General features: G+C 61.3%; 14 protein-coding genes and 1 pseudogene. 5 read left to right on the top strand and 10 right to left on the bottom strand.

Annotation, left to right across the window (positions count from 1 at the left end; all coding sequences use genetic code 11):
• Positions 1 to 219 precede the first annotated feature (219 nt).
• The 5 genes from phnE to RGU44_RS00105 form a co-directional block, all read right to left on the bottom strand.
• A complete protein-coding gene (phnE, locus tag RGU44_RS00125; RefSeq protein ID WP_322215139.1) occupies positions 220 to 987 on the bottom strand; it encodes a phosphonate ABC transporter, permease protein PhnE in 768 nt (255 codons plus the stop codon).
• The gene (locus RGU44_RS00120; protein WP_322215138.1) at positions 984 to 1,811 is read right to left on the bottom strand and encodes an ABC transporter permease; all 828 of its coding nucleotides are present in this window, start codon (positions 1,809 to 1,811) and stop codon (positions 984 to 986) included. The genes phnE and RGU44_RS00120 overlap by 4 nt, the downstream gene beginning before the upstream one ends.
• Entirely contained in the window at positions 1,805 to 2,602 is a 798-nt protein-coding gene (locus RGU44_RS00115) for a phosphonate ABC transporter ATP-binding protein (protein ID WP_322178105.1), read from the bottom strand. The genes RGU44_RS00120 and RGU44_RS00115 overlap by 7 nt, the downstream gene beginning before the upstream one ends.
• The gene (locus RGU44_RS00110; protein WP_322215137.1) at positions 2,599 to 3,450 is read right to left on the bottom strand and encodes a putative selenate ABC transporter substrate-binding protein; all 852 of its coding nucleotides are present in this window, start codon (positions 3,448 to 3,450) and stop codon (positions 2,599 to 2,601) included. The genes RGU44_RS00115 and RGU44_RS00110 overlap by 4 nt, the downstream gene beginning before the upstream one ends.
• Before the next feature lie 156 nt (positions 3,451 to 3,606).
• Positions 3,607 to 5,022 carry a diguanylate cyclase domain-containing protein gene (locus RGU44_RS00105; RefSeq protein WP_322215136.1) on the bottom strand — a complete coding sequence of 472 codons (1,416 nt, stop codon included), beginning with the start codon at positions 5,020 to 5,022 and terminating at the stop codon, positions 3,607 to 3,609.
• Positions 5,023 to 5,235: 213 nt separating this feature from the next.
• Between RGU44_RS00105 and RGU44_RS00100 the strand changes: the two genes are divergently transcribed.
• The gene (locus tag RGU44_RS00100; RefSeq protein WP_322215134.1) at positions 5,236 to 5,907 is read left to right on the top strand and encodes an ATPase; all 672 of its coding nucleotides are present in this window, start codon (positions 5,236 to 5,238) and stop codon (positions 5,905 to 5,907) included.
• Positions 5,908 to 5,962: 55 nt separating this feature from the next.
• On the opposite strand, the pseudogene RGU44_RS00095 reads toward RGU44_RS00100, so the two are convergent.
• A pseudogene (locus RGU44_RS00095) lies at positions 5,963 to 6,822 on the bottom strand (CAP domain-containing protein).
• Between the two features lie 285 nt (positions 6,823 to 7,107).
• On the opposite strand from RGU44_RS00095, the gene RGU44_RS00090 reads away from it, so the two are divergent.
• The 4 genes from RGU44_RS00090 (at position 7,108) to RGU44_RS00075 (ending at position 9,147) form a co-directional block, all read left to right on the top strand.
• Positions 7,108 to 7,479 carry a hypothetical protein gene (locus RGU44_RS00090; RefSeq protein ID WP_322215133.1) on the top strand — a complete coding sequence of 124 codons (372 nt, stop codon included), beginning with the start codon at positions 7,108 to 7,110 and terminating at the stop codon, positions 7,477 to 7,479.
• Between the two features lie 3 nt (positions 7,480 to 7,482).
• Positions 7,483 to 7,665, top strand: a complete 183-nt coding sequence (locus RGU44_RS00085; protein WP_322178110.1) for a DUF1289 domain-containing protein — start codon at positions 7,483 to 7,485, stop codon at positions 7,663 to 7,665.
• Between the two features lie 115 nt (positions 7,666 to 7,780).
• On the top strand, positions 7,781 to 8,161 hold the full coding sequence (locus RGU44_RS00080; protein ID WP_322215132.1) for a hypothetical protein: 381 nt from the start codon (positions 7,781 to 7,783) through the stop codon (positions 8,159 to 8,161).
• Between the two features lie 191 nt (positions 8,162 to 8,352).
• Positions 8,353 to 9,147, top strand: a complete 795-nt coding sequence (locus RGU44_RS00075) for a hypothetical protein (protein ID WP_322215131.1) — start codon at positions 8,353 to 8,355, stop codon at positions 9,145 to 9,147.
• A gap of 52 nt (positions 9,148 to 9,199) precedes the next feature.
• On the opposite strand, the gene RGU44_RS00070 is transcribed toward RGU44_RS00075, so the two are convergent.
• From RGU44_RS00070 to RGU44_RS00055, 4 genes are read right to left on the bottom strand one after another with little or no spacing between them, the layout of a single operon-like run.
• Positions 9,200 to 9,421 (bottom strand): formate dehydrogenase subunit delta, encoded by a 222-nt coding sequence (locus RGU44_RS00070; RefSeq protein WP_322215130.1) that lies wholly within the window; start codon positions 9,419 to 9,421, stop codon positions 9,200 to 9,202.
• Positions 9,418 to 12,306, bottom strand: coding sequence for a formate dehydrogenase subunit alpha (gene fdhF, locus RGU44_RS00065; RefSeq protein ID WP_322215129.1), 2,889 nt, complete (start codon positions 12,304 to 12,306; stop codon positions 9,418 to 9,420). Before fdhF ends, RGU44_RS00070 begins: the two co-directional genes overlap by 4 nt.
• A complete protein-coding gene (locus RGU44_RS00060) occupies positions 12,303 to 13,865 on the bottom strand; it encodes a formate dehydrogenase beta subunit (RefSeq protein ID WP_322215127.1) in 1,563 nt (520 codons plus the stop codon). The genes fdhF and RGU44_RS00060 overlap by 4 nt, the downstream gene beginning before the upstream one ends.
• Positions 13,862 to 14,338 (bottom strand): formate dehydrogenase subunit gamma, encoded by a 477-nt coding sequence (locus RGU44_RS00055; protein WP_322178116.1) that lies wholly within the window; start codon positions 14,336 to 14,338, stop codon positions 13,862 to 13,864. The genes RGU44_RS00060 and RGU44_RS00055 overlap by 4 nt, the downstream gene beginning before the upstream one ends.
• Positions 14,339 to 14,651 lie beyond the last annotated feature (313 nt).

Below are 14,651 nucleotides of genomic sequence, written 5' to 3'. Positions count from 1 at the left end.
GGAGCAACAAGGCCGCTTAAAGCGGCCTTGTATAACGGTGTCTATATGCTACTGAACAACACTTTTATTACCCTGCGCTCCTCAACGTCGACCACCGTGCCGGAATCGACCCGGAGCTGCCAGCCGTTAGTAGTCGAGAGCGAGCTATGGATGGCGTTTTTCAGGGCCATTCGGCGTCTTATCGTCACTTTTATGATTTTACCTGTTCGGTGGACACGATCAGGCCTTGACCCAGCGCTGGCGGCTCCAGCCGCTCAGGGCATCGACGGCGAATACCAGCAACAGCATGGCCAGGATCACCGTGCTGGCTTGGGCTTCCTGGAACAGACTGAGGCTGACATAGAGCATCTGCCCCAAACCGCCAGCGCCGACGAAGCCGAGCACGCTGGCCATGCGGATATTGTTTTCCCAGCGGTACAAACAGTAGGCCAGCAGTTGTGGCAACAGGTTGGGCAGTGTGCCGTAACAGAAGGCCCACACCGGATTACCGCCCTGCAGGCGGATAGCCTCGGCGGGTTCTGGCGGAGTGTTTTCCAGGGCTTCAGCGAACAGCCTGCCGAGTACACCGGTGGTGTGCAGGGCCAGGGCCAGGGTGCCGGCATTCGGGCCGAGGCCAGCGGCCAGTACCATCAGCGTCGCCCACACCATTTCCGGGATCGCGCGCAGGGCGTTGAGCACAAGGCGCGATGCGCTCTGCAGCGGCCAGCCAAAGCGGCCGGCGGCGGGCAGTGCCAACAGCAGACCGAACACGGCGGCGAGCAGGGTGCCGAGGGCGGACATGGCCAGGGTTTCCAGGGCGCCATAACCGATGGCCTGCAGATGGCCAGTGCTCAGGTCCGGGCTGAGAAAACGCTGCACATAGGCGCCCATCTGGTTCAGGCTGCGGGTGCTGCCCAGCTCACCGAAGTCGATGCCCAGATAGGCGAACGAGGCGATGACTGCTGCGCCGATGCCGAGGACCAGCAGCAGGTTGAACAGGCGATTCATGCCAGCCTCCAGCGCAGCAGGCGGCTGAGTTGGTCGGCGAGCATGACCAGGACGAAGAAGGTCAGCAGCATGCTGGCCACTTCGCCCCCGGCGAACATGCGCATCGACAGGTCGATCTGCTGGCCCAGGCCGCCGGCGCCGACGAAGCCCATTACCACCGAGGCGCGGATCGCGCATTCCCAGCGGTACACCGTGTACGACAGCAGCTCTGCAGCGACATTGGGCAGGATGCCGTAGCAGAAGGCCGCCAGCCGACCACTGCCAGCCTGCATCAGGGCGTGGGCCGGGCGCTGGTCGACCGACTCGAATATTTCCGCGTAGACCTTGCCGAGCATGCCGCTGTAGGTGATGGCAATGGCCAGTACCCCAGCAGCCGGGCCGAGGCCGACGGCACGGACGAACAGCAGGGCCCAAACGATTTCCGGCACGCTACGCAGGAAGATCAGCAGCCCGCGTACTGGCCAGCGCAGCAGTTGTGCCCAGCGGCTCGGGTGCCCGCCACGAGAGGCGGCGGACAGTGACAGCGCGCGACTGGCCAGCAGGCTGGCGGGTACTGCCAGTAGCAGGGCCAGGGCCATGCCGGCCGTGGCGATGGCCAGGGTCTGCAGGGTGGCTTGCAGCAGCAACTGGATGAACTCCTCGCCATGGGCGGGAGGCCAGAACGCGGAGACGAAGCGGCCTATCTCGCTCTGACTGTCGGTCGCCAGCAGAACGCTCAGGTCCAACTCGCTGAGCCGGATACCCGGCCACAGCAGGGCGATGGCCAGCAGGCTGAGCAGCAGACGAGGCCCGGCGGCCGGGTCGCGGTTGTCGCGCGTCAGCATCGGGGAATCTGCACGCTCAAGGGTGTATCTGGAACCGGTGCAGGCTGCAGAGATTCGTTGGCATAGAGCGTGTCGAGTAGGTCGCGGCTGACGTCGCTGGCTGGACGGTCAAACAGGATTTGCCCGTCGCGCACGCCAATGATGCGTGGGAAGTGCGACAGGGCCAGGTCCACTGCATGCAGACTGGCGACCAGGGTGACGTCGTGCTCCTGCGCATGCTGGCAGAGGACTGCCAGGGTGTGCGCCGCCAACACCGGGTCCATGGCCGACACGGGCTCATCGGCCAGTAACACCTCGGGAGCTTGGTACAGCACACGGGCAATGCCTACGCGCTGTAGTTGGCCGCCGGACAGTTGCTGGCACTGGGCGAATAGCTTGTCGCTAAGGTCCAGCCTGGCCAATGCCGCGCGCGCACCGGGAATATCCAGCGGATGCAGCAGGTTAAGCAAGCTCTTGCCCAGACCCCACTGGCCAAGCTTTCCGGCCAGTACCGCAGTGATTACGCGCTGGCGTGGTGGCAGTGGTGGCGACTGATGCACCAGACCGATGCGCGCGCGCAGGCGCTGACGCTGGTGCGCAGAAAGCTGCCAAGGCCGCTCGCCGAGCACCTGGACCTCGCCGCTGCTGGGCCGCAGGGCGGTGGCCAGCAGGTTGAGCAGGCTCGACTTGCCCGCGCCGGACGGGCCAATAATGGCGACCTGTTCGCGGGCACCGATGTGCAGGTCCACGCTGCGTAACGCGTGGACTCCATTGGCGTGGCTGAGGCTGGCCTGGATAAGGCGCAGGGTCATTTCAGCAGGTCGGCGGCGCGTGCGGCTTCCTCGATACCCTTGTAGTTCTCAGCCTTGGTTTCGATGAAACGGCTGGCGGCCTGCAGATCGAGGATCGCCTTTTGCTCCGGGTTCGCGGGATCGAGGGCGAGGAAGGCGGCCTTGATTTTGGCAGTCAGTACCGGGTCGAGGGTGCCGCGCACGGTCCAGTTGTAGTCGTAGTAGGTCGGGGTGGTGGCGAATACTCTGACCTTGCTGGTGTCGACCTTGCCGGCGGCGACCAGTTTGTCCCAGACGCTGGCGTTGAGTACCCCGGCGTCGACCTTGCCGGCCTGGACCCAGGCGACGGTGGCGTCATGGGCGCCGGAGTAGCCTACGCGGCTAAAGAAGGTTTCCGGCTTGATACCGTCCTTGAGCATGAAGTAGCGCGGCATAAGGCTGCCGGAGGTGGACGACACCGAACCGAAGGCGAAGGTCTTGCCCTTGAGATCCGCGAGGGATTTGACCGCAGGGTCGGCGGTGATGAACTTGCTGGTGAACTGGGCATCCTGCTCGCGCTGTACCAGCGGAATGGCGTTACCGGTTTTCAGGCGTGCCTGAACGAAGGTAAAGCCGCCCAGCCAGGCCAGGTCGATACGGTCGGTGGCCAGCGCCTCAACCACGGCCGGGTAGTCGGCAACCGGAATGAACTCGACCTTCATGCCCAACTGTTGTTCCAGATAGGCGCCCAGCGGCTTGAACTTGCGCAGCAGTTCGGTCGGGGCTTCATCAGGGATGGCGCTGACTTTCAGAGTGTCGGCGGCCTGTGCGAACAGGGTTGAAAGGGACAGGGCAAAGCCTGCGGCCAGCACCAGCGTACGCTTGAGCATGGAAGTTCTCCGGTTAAATAGCGGAAAAATGTCGAGGCGCCTGGCGCGAGCTGTTTGCTGCACGGCGCTTCGTGAGGGTAGACGAAACGGCGCGATTATATGACCCCCTGCGCGAAAGACCAGCTTTGCAAACCAGGGGGAGATTCAAATCATGTTCTATTCACAAAACCGAATCGTGTTTCGTCCATGCTCTTTGGCCTGATACATCGCTGAGTCAGCCGAATCTATGACGTGTTCTTCACTTGCTTCGCGTCCCTTGAAGAGGGTTACACCGATGCTGGCCGTGCAGCGATGCTCAATGGTGAGACTCAGCAAATAGGGCGTCGACAAACTGATGCGTATCTTTTCGGCAATGCGTCTTGCCTGAGCAATGGCTTCGCGCTTGTCGCAGCTCAGGTCACATAGCAGTACGACGAATTCGTCACCGCCAAAGCGGGCGACGGTGTCCGCTTCGCGTACGCAGGCTTTCAGGCGGTTGGCGACCTCGATCAGCAGCAGGTCGCCGACGCTGTGGCCGTGCGTGTCATTGAGTGGCTTGAAGTTATCCATGTCGAGGAATAACAGGGCGCCGTAGCAGTTACTGCGGTGACTGGACGACATTGCCTGGGTGAGGCGATCTTCCAGCAGGCGGCGATTGGGCAAGTGGGTCAGCGTGTCACGGAACGCCAACTGGTTGACCTGCTCTTCCAACAGCTTGCGCCGGGTGACCTCTCGCGTAATACCGTGGTAGCCGATAATCTCACCCTGTTCGTCAAGGTCCGGCTTCGACAGCACCTCCCCCCAGAGCAGGCTGCCGTCTTTACAGCGATGCTGTACCTCAAAGGTCACAAAGTCATCCGACGAAGGTCGCCGTTCAGATCGCCGTCTTTCCTCCATCAGGTGCTTGACCGTGGCCACACCCTCGTCGGTAAACAGTTCAAAGACGTGATGCCCGACTACCTCGTCGGCCTTGAAGCCACGCAGGCGTTCGTCGGCGGGGTTGATGTAGGTGATGAACAGGTCACGGTCTGTTTTCCAGTGGACATCGCGAGTGTCCTCGGTGAGCTGGCGATAGAGAGCTTCGCTTGCATGCAGTGCCTGGGTGCGTTCCTCGACCAGTGCCTCCAGAGTGCGGTTGCGCTCCTGCAGGCTCTTGAGGGGATACACCTCGCCATCCTCCGCCCGGTGATAGGGAATGGAGATACCGCTGTGAACGATTTTCCACTCTTCACCTTCGAGGCGGAAAATCAGCACCAGGCGTGCCGCTTCCTTTGCAAGCATATCGCCGTCAACGGGCAAGTGAATGCGGAATAAAGCGGTGGCAACCACCACCTCTTCACCCAGGTCCTGCAGAGAGAGATCGAGCATCTCAATGCGGATACGTTCAGGCACTTGAGAGAAGTCCTGGCGAGTGATCGTCTGCCAGTCGGCGAGATCCTTGACCAGAAAATCGCCGCTCCCCGTATACCCACTGAAGTTTTTACTGAAGCGGGTCGTCAGGCGCTGATCCCGAGAGGCGTACATCTCGATGTACTCTTCAAACAGGGCGCGAATCAGGCGCTGTCGATCTGGAGACTGGGTGCTGATGGTCATGGCTGGTGTGTACTCTGTTCTGCACCCATGGCGAAAAAACTGTTCGAGGCGCTTTTTGGGGGGGTACTTTACACGTTGCCCTCACGCAATAAACCGCTTCTGCTTTTACCATTCGTTTAGTTGATAGTTACCATCGACGAATGCGAGTTTTGTTTTTCCAGCGAAGGAGGAAGATAGCGCCATACCGAATATGCTTCTAAGGGAAATAACGCGATGAGAATTTCCACCCTGCTGGCTCTTGTCGCCGTATTGACCGGTGGCGCTGCCGCCACTGTGCCTTCTTACGCTGCAGACGCGCCGTCCTGCCATTTGTTATCGGTGGCCGATAGTATCGCTGGCCTGCAGCATGCACAATCAGTCGGTGTGCTCTACAGCGAAAACACCCTCAACACCCTTGAGTACCTTGAGCATTACCATTCTGTCGCGCTGAACGGCGTGAAGAATGGTGCGATTGACTCTCGCATTAGCGACGCGTTCGTCAACAGCTCCGATCCGAAACTCGCGATCAATTGGCTCATGGGTTCGCTGCAGAAAGAATTCTCCTCAGTGACCGTCTACGACAACCTTGATGCGCTGGTGCAAGCCCACCCAGACGTAGTGGTCATGCTGGACACCTACAACCGTCTGGTGACACAGCGCAATACCCAGGTCGAAGCGCGCTTCGTCGCCAAATTTTACGATTCGAACCTGCAATACATTGGCAAGGCCGAAGGTTTGGGTGAAAAGCAAATGTCCGCTGTCTGGGTGCATGGCAAAGCCGCTCCAGAGATTGCCGCGCAAATCGACCAACAACGTGAGCTGCAATTAAACGCCCTGAAACAGTTCGATGCATCGTTGAAGGCGCTCGTGACATCCGGCGGGATGGCTCAAGTCGCAAGCAACTGACGGTGTGGTTCCATTGACGGCCTGTCCGTAAAAGTCCACAGCCCGTCCACGATCATCAGGGCGCGCCGAACAGCATCGTCCAATAGATACCCAAGTCGCTACGCGAGGCCGTGGCATAAGCAGCACCCACTTGGGTAAACATCGGGTTCATCAGGTTGGCGCAATGCCCAGGGCTGGCCAGCCACCCCTGCATCGCCTGGCTCGGGGAACCCTGCCCTGCAGCGATGTTCTCGCCGATCTGCCGACCACGGTAGCCAACGGCCCGAGCCCGGGCCGCTGGCGAGTCACCGTTTGGATCTTGGTGAGCGAAGTAATTGCCAAGGCCATCGCCCGGCTATGCCCCTGCGCTGCCGCCCCCAAGGCATTGTTCCACGTCAGTGGTCGTGCGGCGGCGAAGCGCTGATACCCACACAGACGCGGCTTCGCCCGTGCCGCATTGACCTCTGTCAGCAACGCTTTATCCGCTGTCCGCCGATCAGTCAGGTGATCATCGACCAAGGGGCGCGCCAGTACCATCTGCCACCGATTACCGACGTGAGTGACACCAATATCGGTCGCTTGGGTATTGAGTAGTTTGTCGCAGTAGTTGTTCTTGATCACGGCAAAGGCCGTCTCGGCATCGCGCGCACCTGCCACTTGGATGGCTTGCACTTTCCCTGCTTGATAACCGGCGGCCTTCAACCCGTCCCGTAAATCGCCGCCATAACCGACGGGCAAGGCCACGCTGGACTTCAGCGCCAACGGTGTCATTGCAGGGGTCATGCGTCCCTCGCAGCGCTGGGGGTGGGCGCGGTAGCCGTTGATGGCTTGCACCAGTTGCTGCTCCCCTTCGGCATAAGCGGGATTGGCGAGCAGGGGGAGCAAAGGTACGAGGCAGAGCGAAATAGAGCGGGAGGAACGAACGGTTAGGCGCATGAGTCGAACAGCTCAGATGGAATGACAGGGGGCTTGGCAGCAAAGGGGCTGCGGTAGTGACCGGCAAAGCCCGAATAGGACTGCGGGCTTCCACACAAGTTTCACTGGCAATAGATACAAACTCGCAGTTGAGGCCATGCGTTTGCTGAGCACTGTTGGTTTTATTCCTTTGCGTCTCAAGGTGCTGCACATCGATACTGGCAAAAGAGGCACGCAGCAGCGAGCCGCGCGATATTAGACCGAGCGCCCTCGGCAAGCCTTCGACACTGATTCAAGGATCAAACAATGCTGTTAAGCAAACGCGATCAGGCGCAGATCGAGCGTCGTCTGGTGGTGGCCCTGACCGACGCCTGTGAGACGGCCAAAGCCGAAATAGCAGGGTTCTGCTGGCTGACCCACGAGGTTGATTACACCGTATTCCCGTCCAGCCTGATGGTCGTCTGGGTCTTTGACACGCAGGCCAACAAGAACCAGGCCCTTGCGAGTGGGCAGGGTGAACGCATGGTCGAACTGACGGCCGTGGCGTTAAGCGAAGCGGATATCCACGTCAGTCCGGTGTCGGCCCATGTGCACGTCGATACTGAAGAGCAATGTCAGCATGCCAATGCCGGAAACTGGCAGCAACGCTTGGCGCGCAAGCGCTCGACTCGGGGTTGAGTCGTGGCCAAGGACATCGAAAATCCCTGTATTTCCGTTTGCCAGTTGAGCGGTGATTTATGTGTAAGTTGTGGTCGCACCAAGGAGGACATCAGAAAATGGAAACGCATGAAGCGACCCGAAAAAATGGCCGCTGTGCAACGGGCGGGCCTGCGCCTGAAGAGCCTGCAGAAAAAGGACGCTTGAAATGCGGGTCTCAGTGCGGCTTCAGGTTCTGATCGACGCACCCTTGGGTAAAGCCTGATCCGCCTGAAAAAACGCATTCCCACAACTACACTGCGTGAACACCTCGGGAGCAAACATGAGCAACGCGAAAGAAGCGACTGCAATAAAATGGCTTCCAGATGTGGAAGAGCAGGACTACCCAGCCGCACAGTCCTACCTTCTTCTGCTATTCAGCGAAACCCGGGTGCAGAAAATAATTTCCGCCCTGCGTGCTGCAGACCTTACCCAATTCAAGGCAAAGGACATTTTCCGCGCGTCAGAACTTTCCCTGCTTGGCATCAGCAACTCCCATGTAGAGAAAGACCGCAGCAAAATCAAGAACGGAACGCCGCTGTCACCGTTGCTGCTGGTCAGGGGAGAGAAGAACGACAAGCTGGTCATCGCGGACGGCTATCACCGCCTCTGCGCCATCTATGGCGTTGCCGAAGATGCCTGGATCAAGTGCAAGATTGTTTAGGCCGGGCCGCGTGAGATATCTGATTAGCGCCTTGTTTCATAGACTTGTCTTATGAGCGCTGCTGGCGGTGTTCGGCATAACCTCCGCGGAATCTCTTGCGGGTGCGCATAATGTGGCGTTGATGTGTGTAGACCAATGCCTAGAGTCCAATAGCTTCGCCGGTGGTGGAGTCAGTAGATCAATGGAGAGCCATGCATCAGCAAAAGACTAAGCACCGAATGTGGCCACTCAAACCGATCCTGCTGATGTGCTCACTCTACCTGCTGGCAGCAAGTGCCGTCGCCGCGCAGATGCCGCACGAGACGCTGACGATCATGGTCGAGGATGCTGCCGATCCCTGGTCGAAGAGCGACGGTACAGGTTACGCCAATGACGTAGTTGTCGCCGCGTTCAAGGAGGTGGAGGTTGAGGTGCGCCTGAAAGTCGTGCCTTATTCACGTTGCAAATACATGGTGCTCAATGGTGAGGTCGCGGCCTGCTTCAACATGAGTTGGCTGCCCGAGTTCGATGGCAAGATCAAGCTGGCGGCGCTACCGATCTACGCGGCGAATGACGACATCTTCGAACATATCGAAGCCCCCTTGCCGAGGCCTCCAGACGGCATATGCACGTTGCCGCCCGGGACTGTACTGGGCATCACCAACGACTACGAATATTCGCCCCAGGTCATGGCGCTACAGAAGTCCGGAGTGCTGTTCGAGAACGTTCACTCGGACTTACTGAATCTGAAGAAGCTGGCCGCCCGGCGCTTCCAGGCGGCATTGATCATTACCACCGACCTTGAGGCGGAGGCTTATAAGGCCAGGCAGTCGGGCACAGAAAATTCGGTGCGCTTCGCCTTCAATTGCGGTGTGGTAAGCGCAACGATAGGCTTTAGCCTGGCCCACCCGGATGGATTGCGTGCACTGAAGACGTATGAAGAGGGATACCAACGTATCGGGGCCAAAGGCGTACTCAAGCAGATTCATGCACGCTGGTTTCCTTAGTTGCACCGCTGCCCGACAGGCAGCAGGTGCTCCGTAAGGGATCGTGTGAGCCTTAAGCCTCCCAGCCCGCCCCACTGACCGCAGCCTGCGCCAGTGGGTGCAAGTCGGCCCCATGATGCGTCGTCTGCCAGCCCAGCAACTCCTTGCGCATGCCGGGCGTCCAGAACATCTGCAGATGATTGCGCACGCCAAGCACGGCCTGTTGCTGGTCCGGTTCGCTGGCGAAGTACTGGGCGATCTGGTTGGCCATTTTGATCAGGTTGGCAGTGCTCATCGGCGTACCTCGGCCTTTGTTCCTGCGGTGCGTGCCCGGCGACGTTCGTCGAGTAGGCGTTGTTGTTCGTCGCTGAATGCCTGGTAACGTTTTTGCCACTCGGAAGGGTGGTAGACGCGGCTGACTTCCACGGCGGTGACCTTGTACTCCGGACAGTTGGTGGCCCAGTCGGAGTTGTCGGTGGTGATGACGTTGGCCCCCGATTCGGGGAAGTGGAAGGTGGTGTACACCACGCCTGGAGCGACCCGTTCGGTGACCCGCGCACGCAGTACGGTCTGTCCGGCGCGGCTGCCGATGCCGACCCAGTCACCTTCATTGATGCCACGGCTCTCGGCGTCGGTCGGGTGGATTTCCAGGCGGTCTTCGTCGTGCCAAGCGATGTTTTCGGTACGCCGGGTCTGGGCGCCGACGTTGTACTGGCTGAGGATGCGTCCGGTGGTCAGCAGCAGGGGATAGCGGTTGTTGACCTTTTCCTCGGTGGGCACGTAGCCGGTGAGCATGAAGCGCCCCTTGCCGCGCACGAATTCCTCGATGTGCATGGTCGGCGTGCCGTCCGGCGCTGCGGCGTTGCACGGCCATTGCAGGCTGCCGTGGCTATCCAGTGCGGCGTAGCTGACGTTGCTGAAGGTCGGCGTCAGGCTGGCGATTTCATCCATGATTTCCGACGGGTGCTGGTAGTTCATCGGGTAACCCAGGGCGTTGGCCAGGGCCACGGTGCCCTCCCAGTCGGCCTTGCCGCCCAGCGGTTCCATGACCTTGCGCACGCGCGAAATGCGTCGCTCGGCGTTAGTGAAGGTGCCGTCTTTTTCCAGGAACGAACTGCCCGGCAGGAATACGTGGGCGAACTTGGCGGTTTCGTTGAGGAAAATGTCCTGCACCACGATGCATTCCATCGCCGACAGAGCCGAGGTGACGTGCTGGGTATTGGGGTCGCTTTGGGCGATGTCTTCGCCCTGGCAATACAAGCCCTTAAAGCTGCCGTCCAGGGCTGCCTCGAACATATTGGGAATACGCAGGCCCGGGTCGGGTTGCAAGGTGACGTTCCAGGCCTGCTCGAACTGCGCCCGAACCACCTCGTTGGAGATGTGTCGGTAGCCAGGCAACTCGTGGGGGAAGGAGCCCATGTCGCAGGAGCCCTGAACGTTGTTCTGCCCACGCAGCGGGTTCACGCCCACGCCTTCGCGGCCGATGTTGCCAGTGACCATGGCCAGGTTGGCGATGCCCATGACGGCGGTGCTGCCCTGGCTGTGTTCGGTGACGCCCAGGCCGTAATAGATCGCCGCGTTGCCGCCGGTTGCGTACAGACGCGCGGCGGCACGGATGTCGGCAGCGGCGACACCGCAGATGGCGCCAAGGACTTCCGGCGAGTTTTCCGCGCGGCTGACGAACTCGCGCCAGTGGGCGAAATCGCTGCCTTCGCAACGGGCGTCGATAAAGGCCTGGTTGAGTAGGCCTTCGGTGACGATGACGTGGGCCAGGGCGTTGAGCATGGCGACGTTGGTGCCCGGGCGCAGGGCCAGGTGCAGTTCAGCGCGGGCATGCACCGAGTCCACCAGATCAATGCGACGTGGGTCGATGACGATCAGCCGTGCGCCTTCACGCAAGCGGCGCTTGAGCTGGGAGGCGAACACCGGGTGGGCGTCGCTGGGGTTGGCGCCCATCACCAGAATCACGTCGGCTTGCATTACCGAGTCGAAACTCTGAGTGCCAGCGGACTCGCCAAGGGTTTGTTTCAGGCCATAGCCGGTCGGCGAGTGGCAGACCCGTGCACAGGTGTCGACGTTATTGTTGCCGAACGCGGCACGCACCAGTTTTTGCACCAGATAGGTTTCTTCGTTGGTGCAGCGGCTGGAGGTGATGCCGCCAATGGAGTCGCGGCCGTATTTTTGCTGCAGACGGCGGAATTCGCTGGCGGCGTAGGTCACCGCCTCATCCCAGCTGACTTCCTGCCAAGGGTCGTTGATGTGCTTGCGGATCATCGGCGTGGTGATGCGATCCGGGTGGGTGGCGTAGCCCCAGGCAAAGCGCCCTTTGACACAGGAGTGGCCGTGGTTGGCCTGGCCGTTCTTGTCTGGAACCATGCGCACCAGCTGGTCGCCTTTCATCTCGGCGCGGAACGAGCAGCCCACGCCGCAATAGGCACAGGTGGTGATCACGGCGCGTTCGGGCTGGCCCAGTTCGACCACGCTTTTTTCCATCAGGGTCGCGGTGGGGCAGGCTTGCACACAGGCGCCGCAGGACACGCATTCCGAGTCGAGGAAGTTCTCGCCACCGGCGGCCGCGACCCGGGATTCAAAACCGCGCCCGGTAATCGTCAGGGCAAACGTGCCCTGGGTTTCTTCGCAGGCGCGCACGCAGCGGTTGCAGACGATGCACTTGCTCGGGTCGTAGTCGAAGTAGGGGTTGGAGGTGTCTTTCTTGTCGGCCAGATGGTTGTCGCCTTCATAGCCGTAACGCACCTCCCGCAGGCCGACCTGGCCGGCGACGGTTTGCAGCTCGCAGTTGCCGTTGGCCGAGCAGGTCAGGCAGTCCAGCGGGTGATCTGAGATGTACAGCTCCATGACATTGCGGCGCAGGGTGGCAAGCTTCGGCGTCTGGGTGTGCACGCTCATGCCTTCGCTGACCGGCGTGGTGCAGGACGCCGGGTAGCCGCGCATGCCGTCGATCTCGACCAGGCACATGCGGCAGGAGCCGAAGGCTTCCAGGCTGTCGGTGGCACATAGTTTGGGAATGGTGGTGCCCAGCAGCGCGGCGGCGCGCATCACCGAGGTCCCTTCGGGCACGCTGATGCTGCGGCCGTCGATGTTCAGGGTGACTTGCACCTGGCTGTCGCGGGCCGGGGTGCCCAGATCGATATCGGTTTTCGGGTCAAAGAGAGTAATCATTGCTCGGCCTCCGAGGCCAGCAGACCGAAGTCGGCGGGGAAGTGCTTGAGGGCGCTGGCGACCGGATAGGAGGTCATGCCGCCCAACGCGCACAGCGAACCGTAAAGCATGGTGTCGCACAGGTCCTTGAGGATGATCGCCTGCTCATCACGACCGCTCTGGTCAGGTGCGGCCAGCAGGCGGTCGATCACCTCCACGCCCCGGGTCGAGCCGATGCGGCATGGGGTGCATTTGCCACAGGATTCCTCGGCACAGAACTGCAGGGCGAAGCGCGCCATACGGGCCATGTCCAGGCTGTCGTCAGCCACCACCACACCACCGTGACCGAGCATGGCGCCGATGGAGGCGAAGGCTTCGTAATCCAGCGGCGTGTCGAATTGCCCTGGCGGCACCCAGGCGCCGAGGGGGCCGCCAACTTGCGCGGCCTTCAGCGGCCGGCCACTGGCAGTACCACCGCCGTAGTCTTCCACCAGTTCCCGCAGGGTCAGGCCAAACGCCCGTTCCACCAGACCGCCGTGACGAATATTGCCCGCCAATTGGAAGGGCATGGTGCCCAACGAGCGGCCCATGCCGTAATCGCGATAGAACTGCGCGCCCTTGGCCAGAATCAGTGGCACCGAAGCCAGGGTCAGCACGTTGTGCACCAGGGTAGGCAGGCCGAACAGGCCCTTCAACGCAGGAATCGGTGGCTTGGCGCGGACGATCCCGCGCTTGCCTTCGAGAGAGTCCAGCAGCGCGGTTTCCTCACCGCAGATGTAAGCGCCGGCACCGACGCGTACTTCCATATCGAAGGCCTGGCCGCTGCCGCCGACATTGGCGCCGAGGTAACCGGCGGACCGGGCGATGTCCAGCGCCTCGCGCAATGTGGCCACGGCCTGTGGATATTCCGAGCGCACATAGATGTAACCGTAGCTGGCCCCGACGGTGAGACCGGCAATGGCCATGCCTTCGATCAGCAGGAAGGGGTCGCCTTCCATCAACATGCGGTCGGCGAAGGTGCCGGAGTCGCCTTCGTCGGCGTTGCACACAATGTACTTCTGCGCAGCCTGGGTGGCGCGCACCGTGCGCCATTTGATCCCGGCCGGGAAGGCTGCGCCGCCACGGCCACGCAGGCCCGAATCGAAAACCGCAGTCGCGGTCTGCTCGCCGCCCAGGGCGATGGCCTGGGTCAAGCCCTCGAAACCGCCGTGGGCCCGGTAATCCTCCAGGGACAGCGGCCGGGTAATGCCAGCGCGGGCAAACAGCAGGCGTTGTTGAGTCTTTAGATAAGGCAGTTCTTCCACCAGACCCAAGGCCAGTGGATGGGCGGACGACTCGCCTTGCAGCGCATCGAGCAGGGACGGCACATCGGCAGCGGTCAGCGGGCCGAAGCCGATACGGCCTTGCGGAGTGTCCATTTCCAGCAACGGCTCCAGCCAGTACAGGCCGCGCGAGCTGGTGCGCTGCAGGTCCAGGGACAGTTGGCGTTCCTGGGCCTGAGTGGCAAGGGCCACAGCTACATCATCGGCACCTACGGCACGGGCAAGAGAATCAATCGGCAAATAGAGGCGCGGCATCATGCGTCCTCCTGGCAAGCGTCGAGCAATGCATCAAGACGCTCGGCACTGAGCCGCGCATGCACCTGGCCATCCAGCTCCAGGGCGGGCGAGCAGGCGCAGGCGCCGAGGCAATACACCGGGCGCAGACTGATGCTGCCGTCGGCGCTGCTGCCGTGGTCGTCCAGTTGCAGGCGTTCGCGCAACTGCGCTGCGAGCTGCTCGGCGCCGCGGCTCTGGCAGGACTCGGCGCGGCACAGACGCAGAATATGCCGGGCCGGGGGCGCGGAGCGGAAGTCATGGTAGAAGCTGATCACCCCGCGAACCTCGGCCTGACTCTGGTTGAGGGCGTGGGCAATCTCGGGGATGGCGGCATCCGGGATGTAACCGATGCCCTCCTGAATCTCATGAAGAATCGGCAACAGTGCACCGGGGCAGCCCTTGTGGCGCTCCAGCACGCTGTTGACCACAGGCAATTGCAACATCTCATCAGGCATACAGCATTCCTCACGATCACGGGCAAACCAGGCAGTCGCCGGTTGTCCGAAAGTGTCGGCTGCGGCACTCACACCACGTCACGGTATCGTGGCATGTTCAGGCCGTTGACCAGGGCACCCTTGGCGGGCATCTTGTTGGACCCGGTGCGGTCTTTGCCGCACCTCTTCAGGGCATAAAAGGCAGCTTGCCACGCCGCCTTTGATTCAACGGCACCAAAGCGACGTGTTCGGTTCTTTCTACGACCATGCGTTGAGTCTAGAAGAGGGTGGGCCGAGGTGTTGTCCTGAATGCTGTCGAACGAGCTGCGACAGG

This window comes from Pseudomonas sp. 5C2 (assembly GCF_034314155.1).
In the GTDB taxonomy this organism is placed as follows: Bacteria; Pseudomonadota; Gammaproteobacteria; order Pseudomonadales; family Pseudomonadaceae; genus Aquipseudomonas.
Note: the sequence above shows the minus strand (reverse complement) of the source record. Positions and strands in the feature narration are given on the sequence as shown.

Coding starts and splice junctions, on each gene's coding strand:
- phnE (WP_322215139.1), bottom strand. CDS start 987: ATGAATCGCCTGTTCAACCTGCTGCTGGTCCTCGGCATCGGCGCAGCA.
- RGU44_RS00120 (WP_322215138.1), bottom strand. CDS start 1,811: ATGCTGACGCGCGACAACCGCGACCCGGCCGCCGGGCCTCGTCTGCTG.
- RGU44_RS00115 (WP_322178105.1), bottom strand. CDS start 2,602: ATGACCCTGCGCCTTATCCAGGCCAGCCTCAGCCACGCCAATGGAGTC.
- RGU44_RS00110 (WP_322215137.1), bottom strand. CDS start 3,450: ATGCTCAAGCGTACGCTGGTGCTGGCCGCAGGCTTTGCCCTGTCCCTT.
- RGU44_RS00105 (WP_322215136.1), bottom strand. CDS start 5,022: ATGACCATCAGCACCCAGTCTCCAGATCGACAGCGCCTGATTCGCGCC.
- RGU44_RS00100 (WP_322215134.1), top strand. CDS start 5,236: ATGAGAATTTCCACCCTGCTGGCTCTTGTCGCCGTATTGACCGGTGGC.
- RGU44_RS00090 (WP_322215133.1), top strand. CDS start 7,108: ATGCTGTTAAGCAAACGCGATCAGGCGCAGATCGAGCGTCGTCTGGTG.
- RGU44_RS00080 (WP_322215132.1), top strand. CDS start 7,781: ATGAGCAACGCGAAAGAAGCGACTGCAATAAAATGGCTTCCAGATGTG.
- RGU44_RS00075 (WP_322215131.1), top strand. CDS start 8,353: ATGCATCAGCAAAAGACTAAGCACCGAATGTGGCCACTCAAACCGATC.
- RGU44_RS00070 (WP_322215130.1), bottom strand. CDS start 9,421: ATGAGCACTGCCAACCTGATCAAAATGGCCAACCAGATCGCCCAGTAC.
- fdhF (WP_322215129.1), bottom strand. CDS start 12,306: ATGATTACTCTCTTTGACCCGAAAACCGATATCGATCTGGGCACCCCG.
- RGU44_RS00060 (WP_322215127.1), bottom strand. CDS start 13,865: ATGATGCCGCGCCTCTATTTGCCGATTGATTCTCTTGCCCGTGCCGTA.
- RGU44_RS00055 (WP_322178116.1), bottom strand. CDS start 14,338: ATGCCTGATGAGATGTTGCAATTGCCTGTGGTCAACAGCGTGCTGGAG.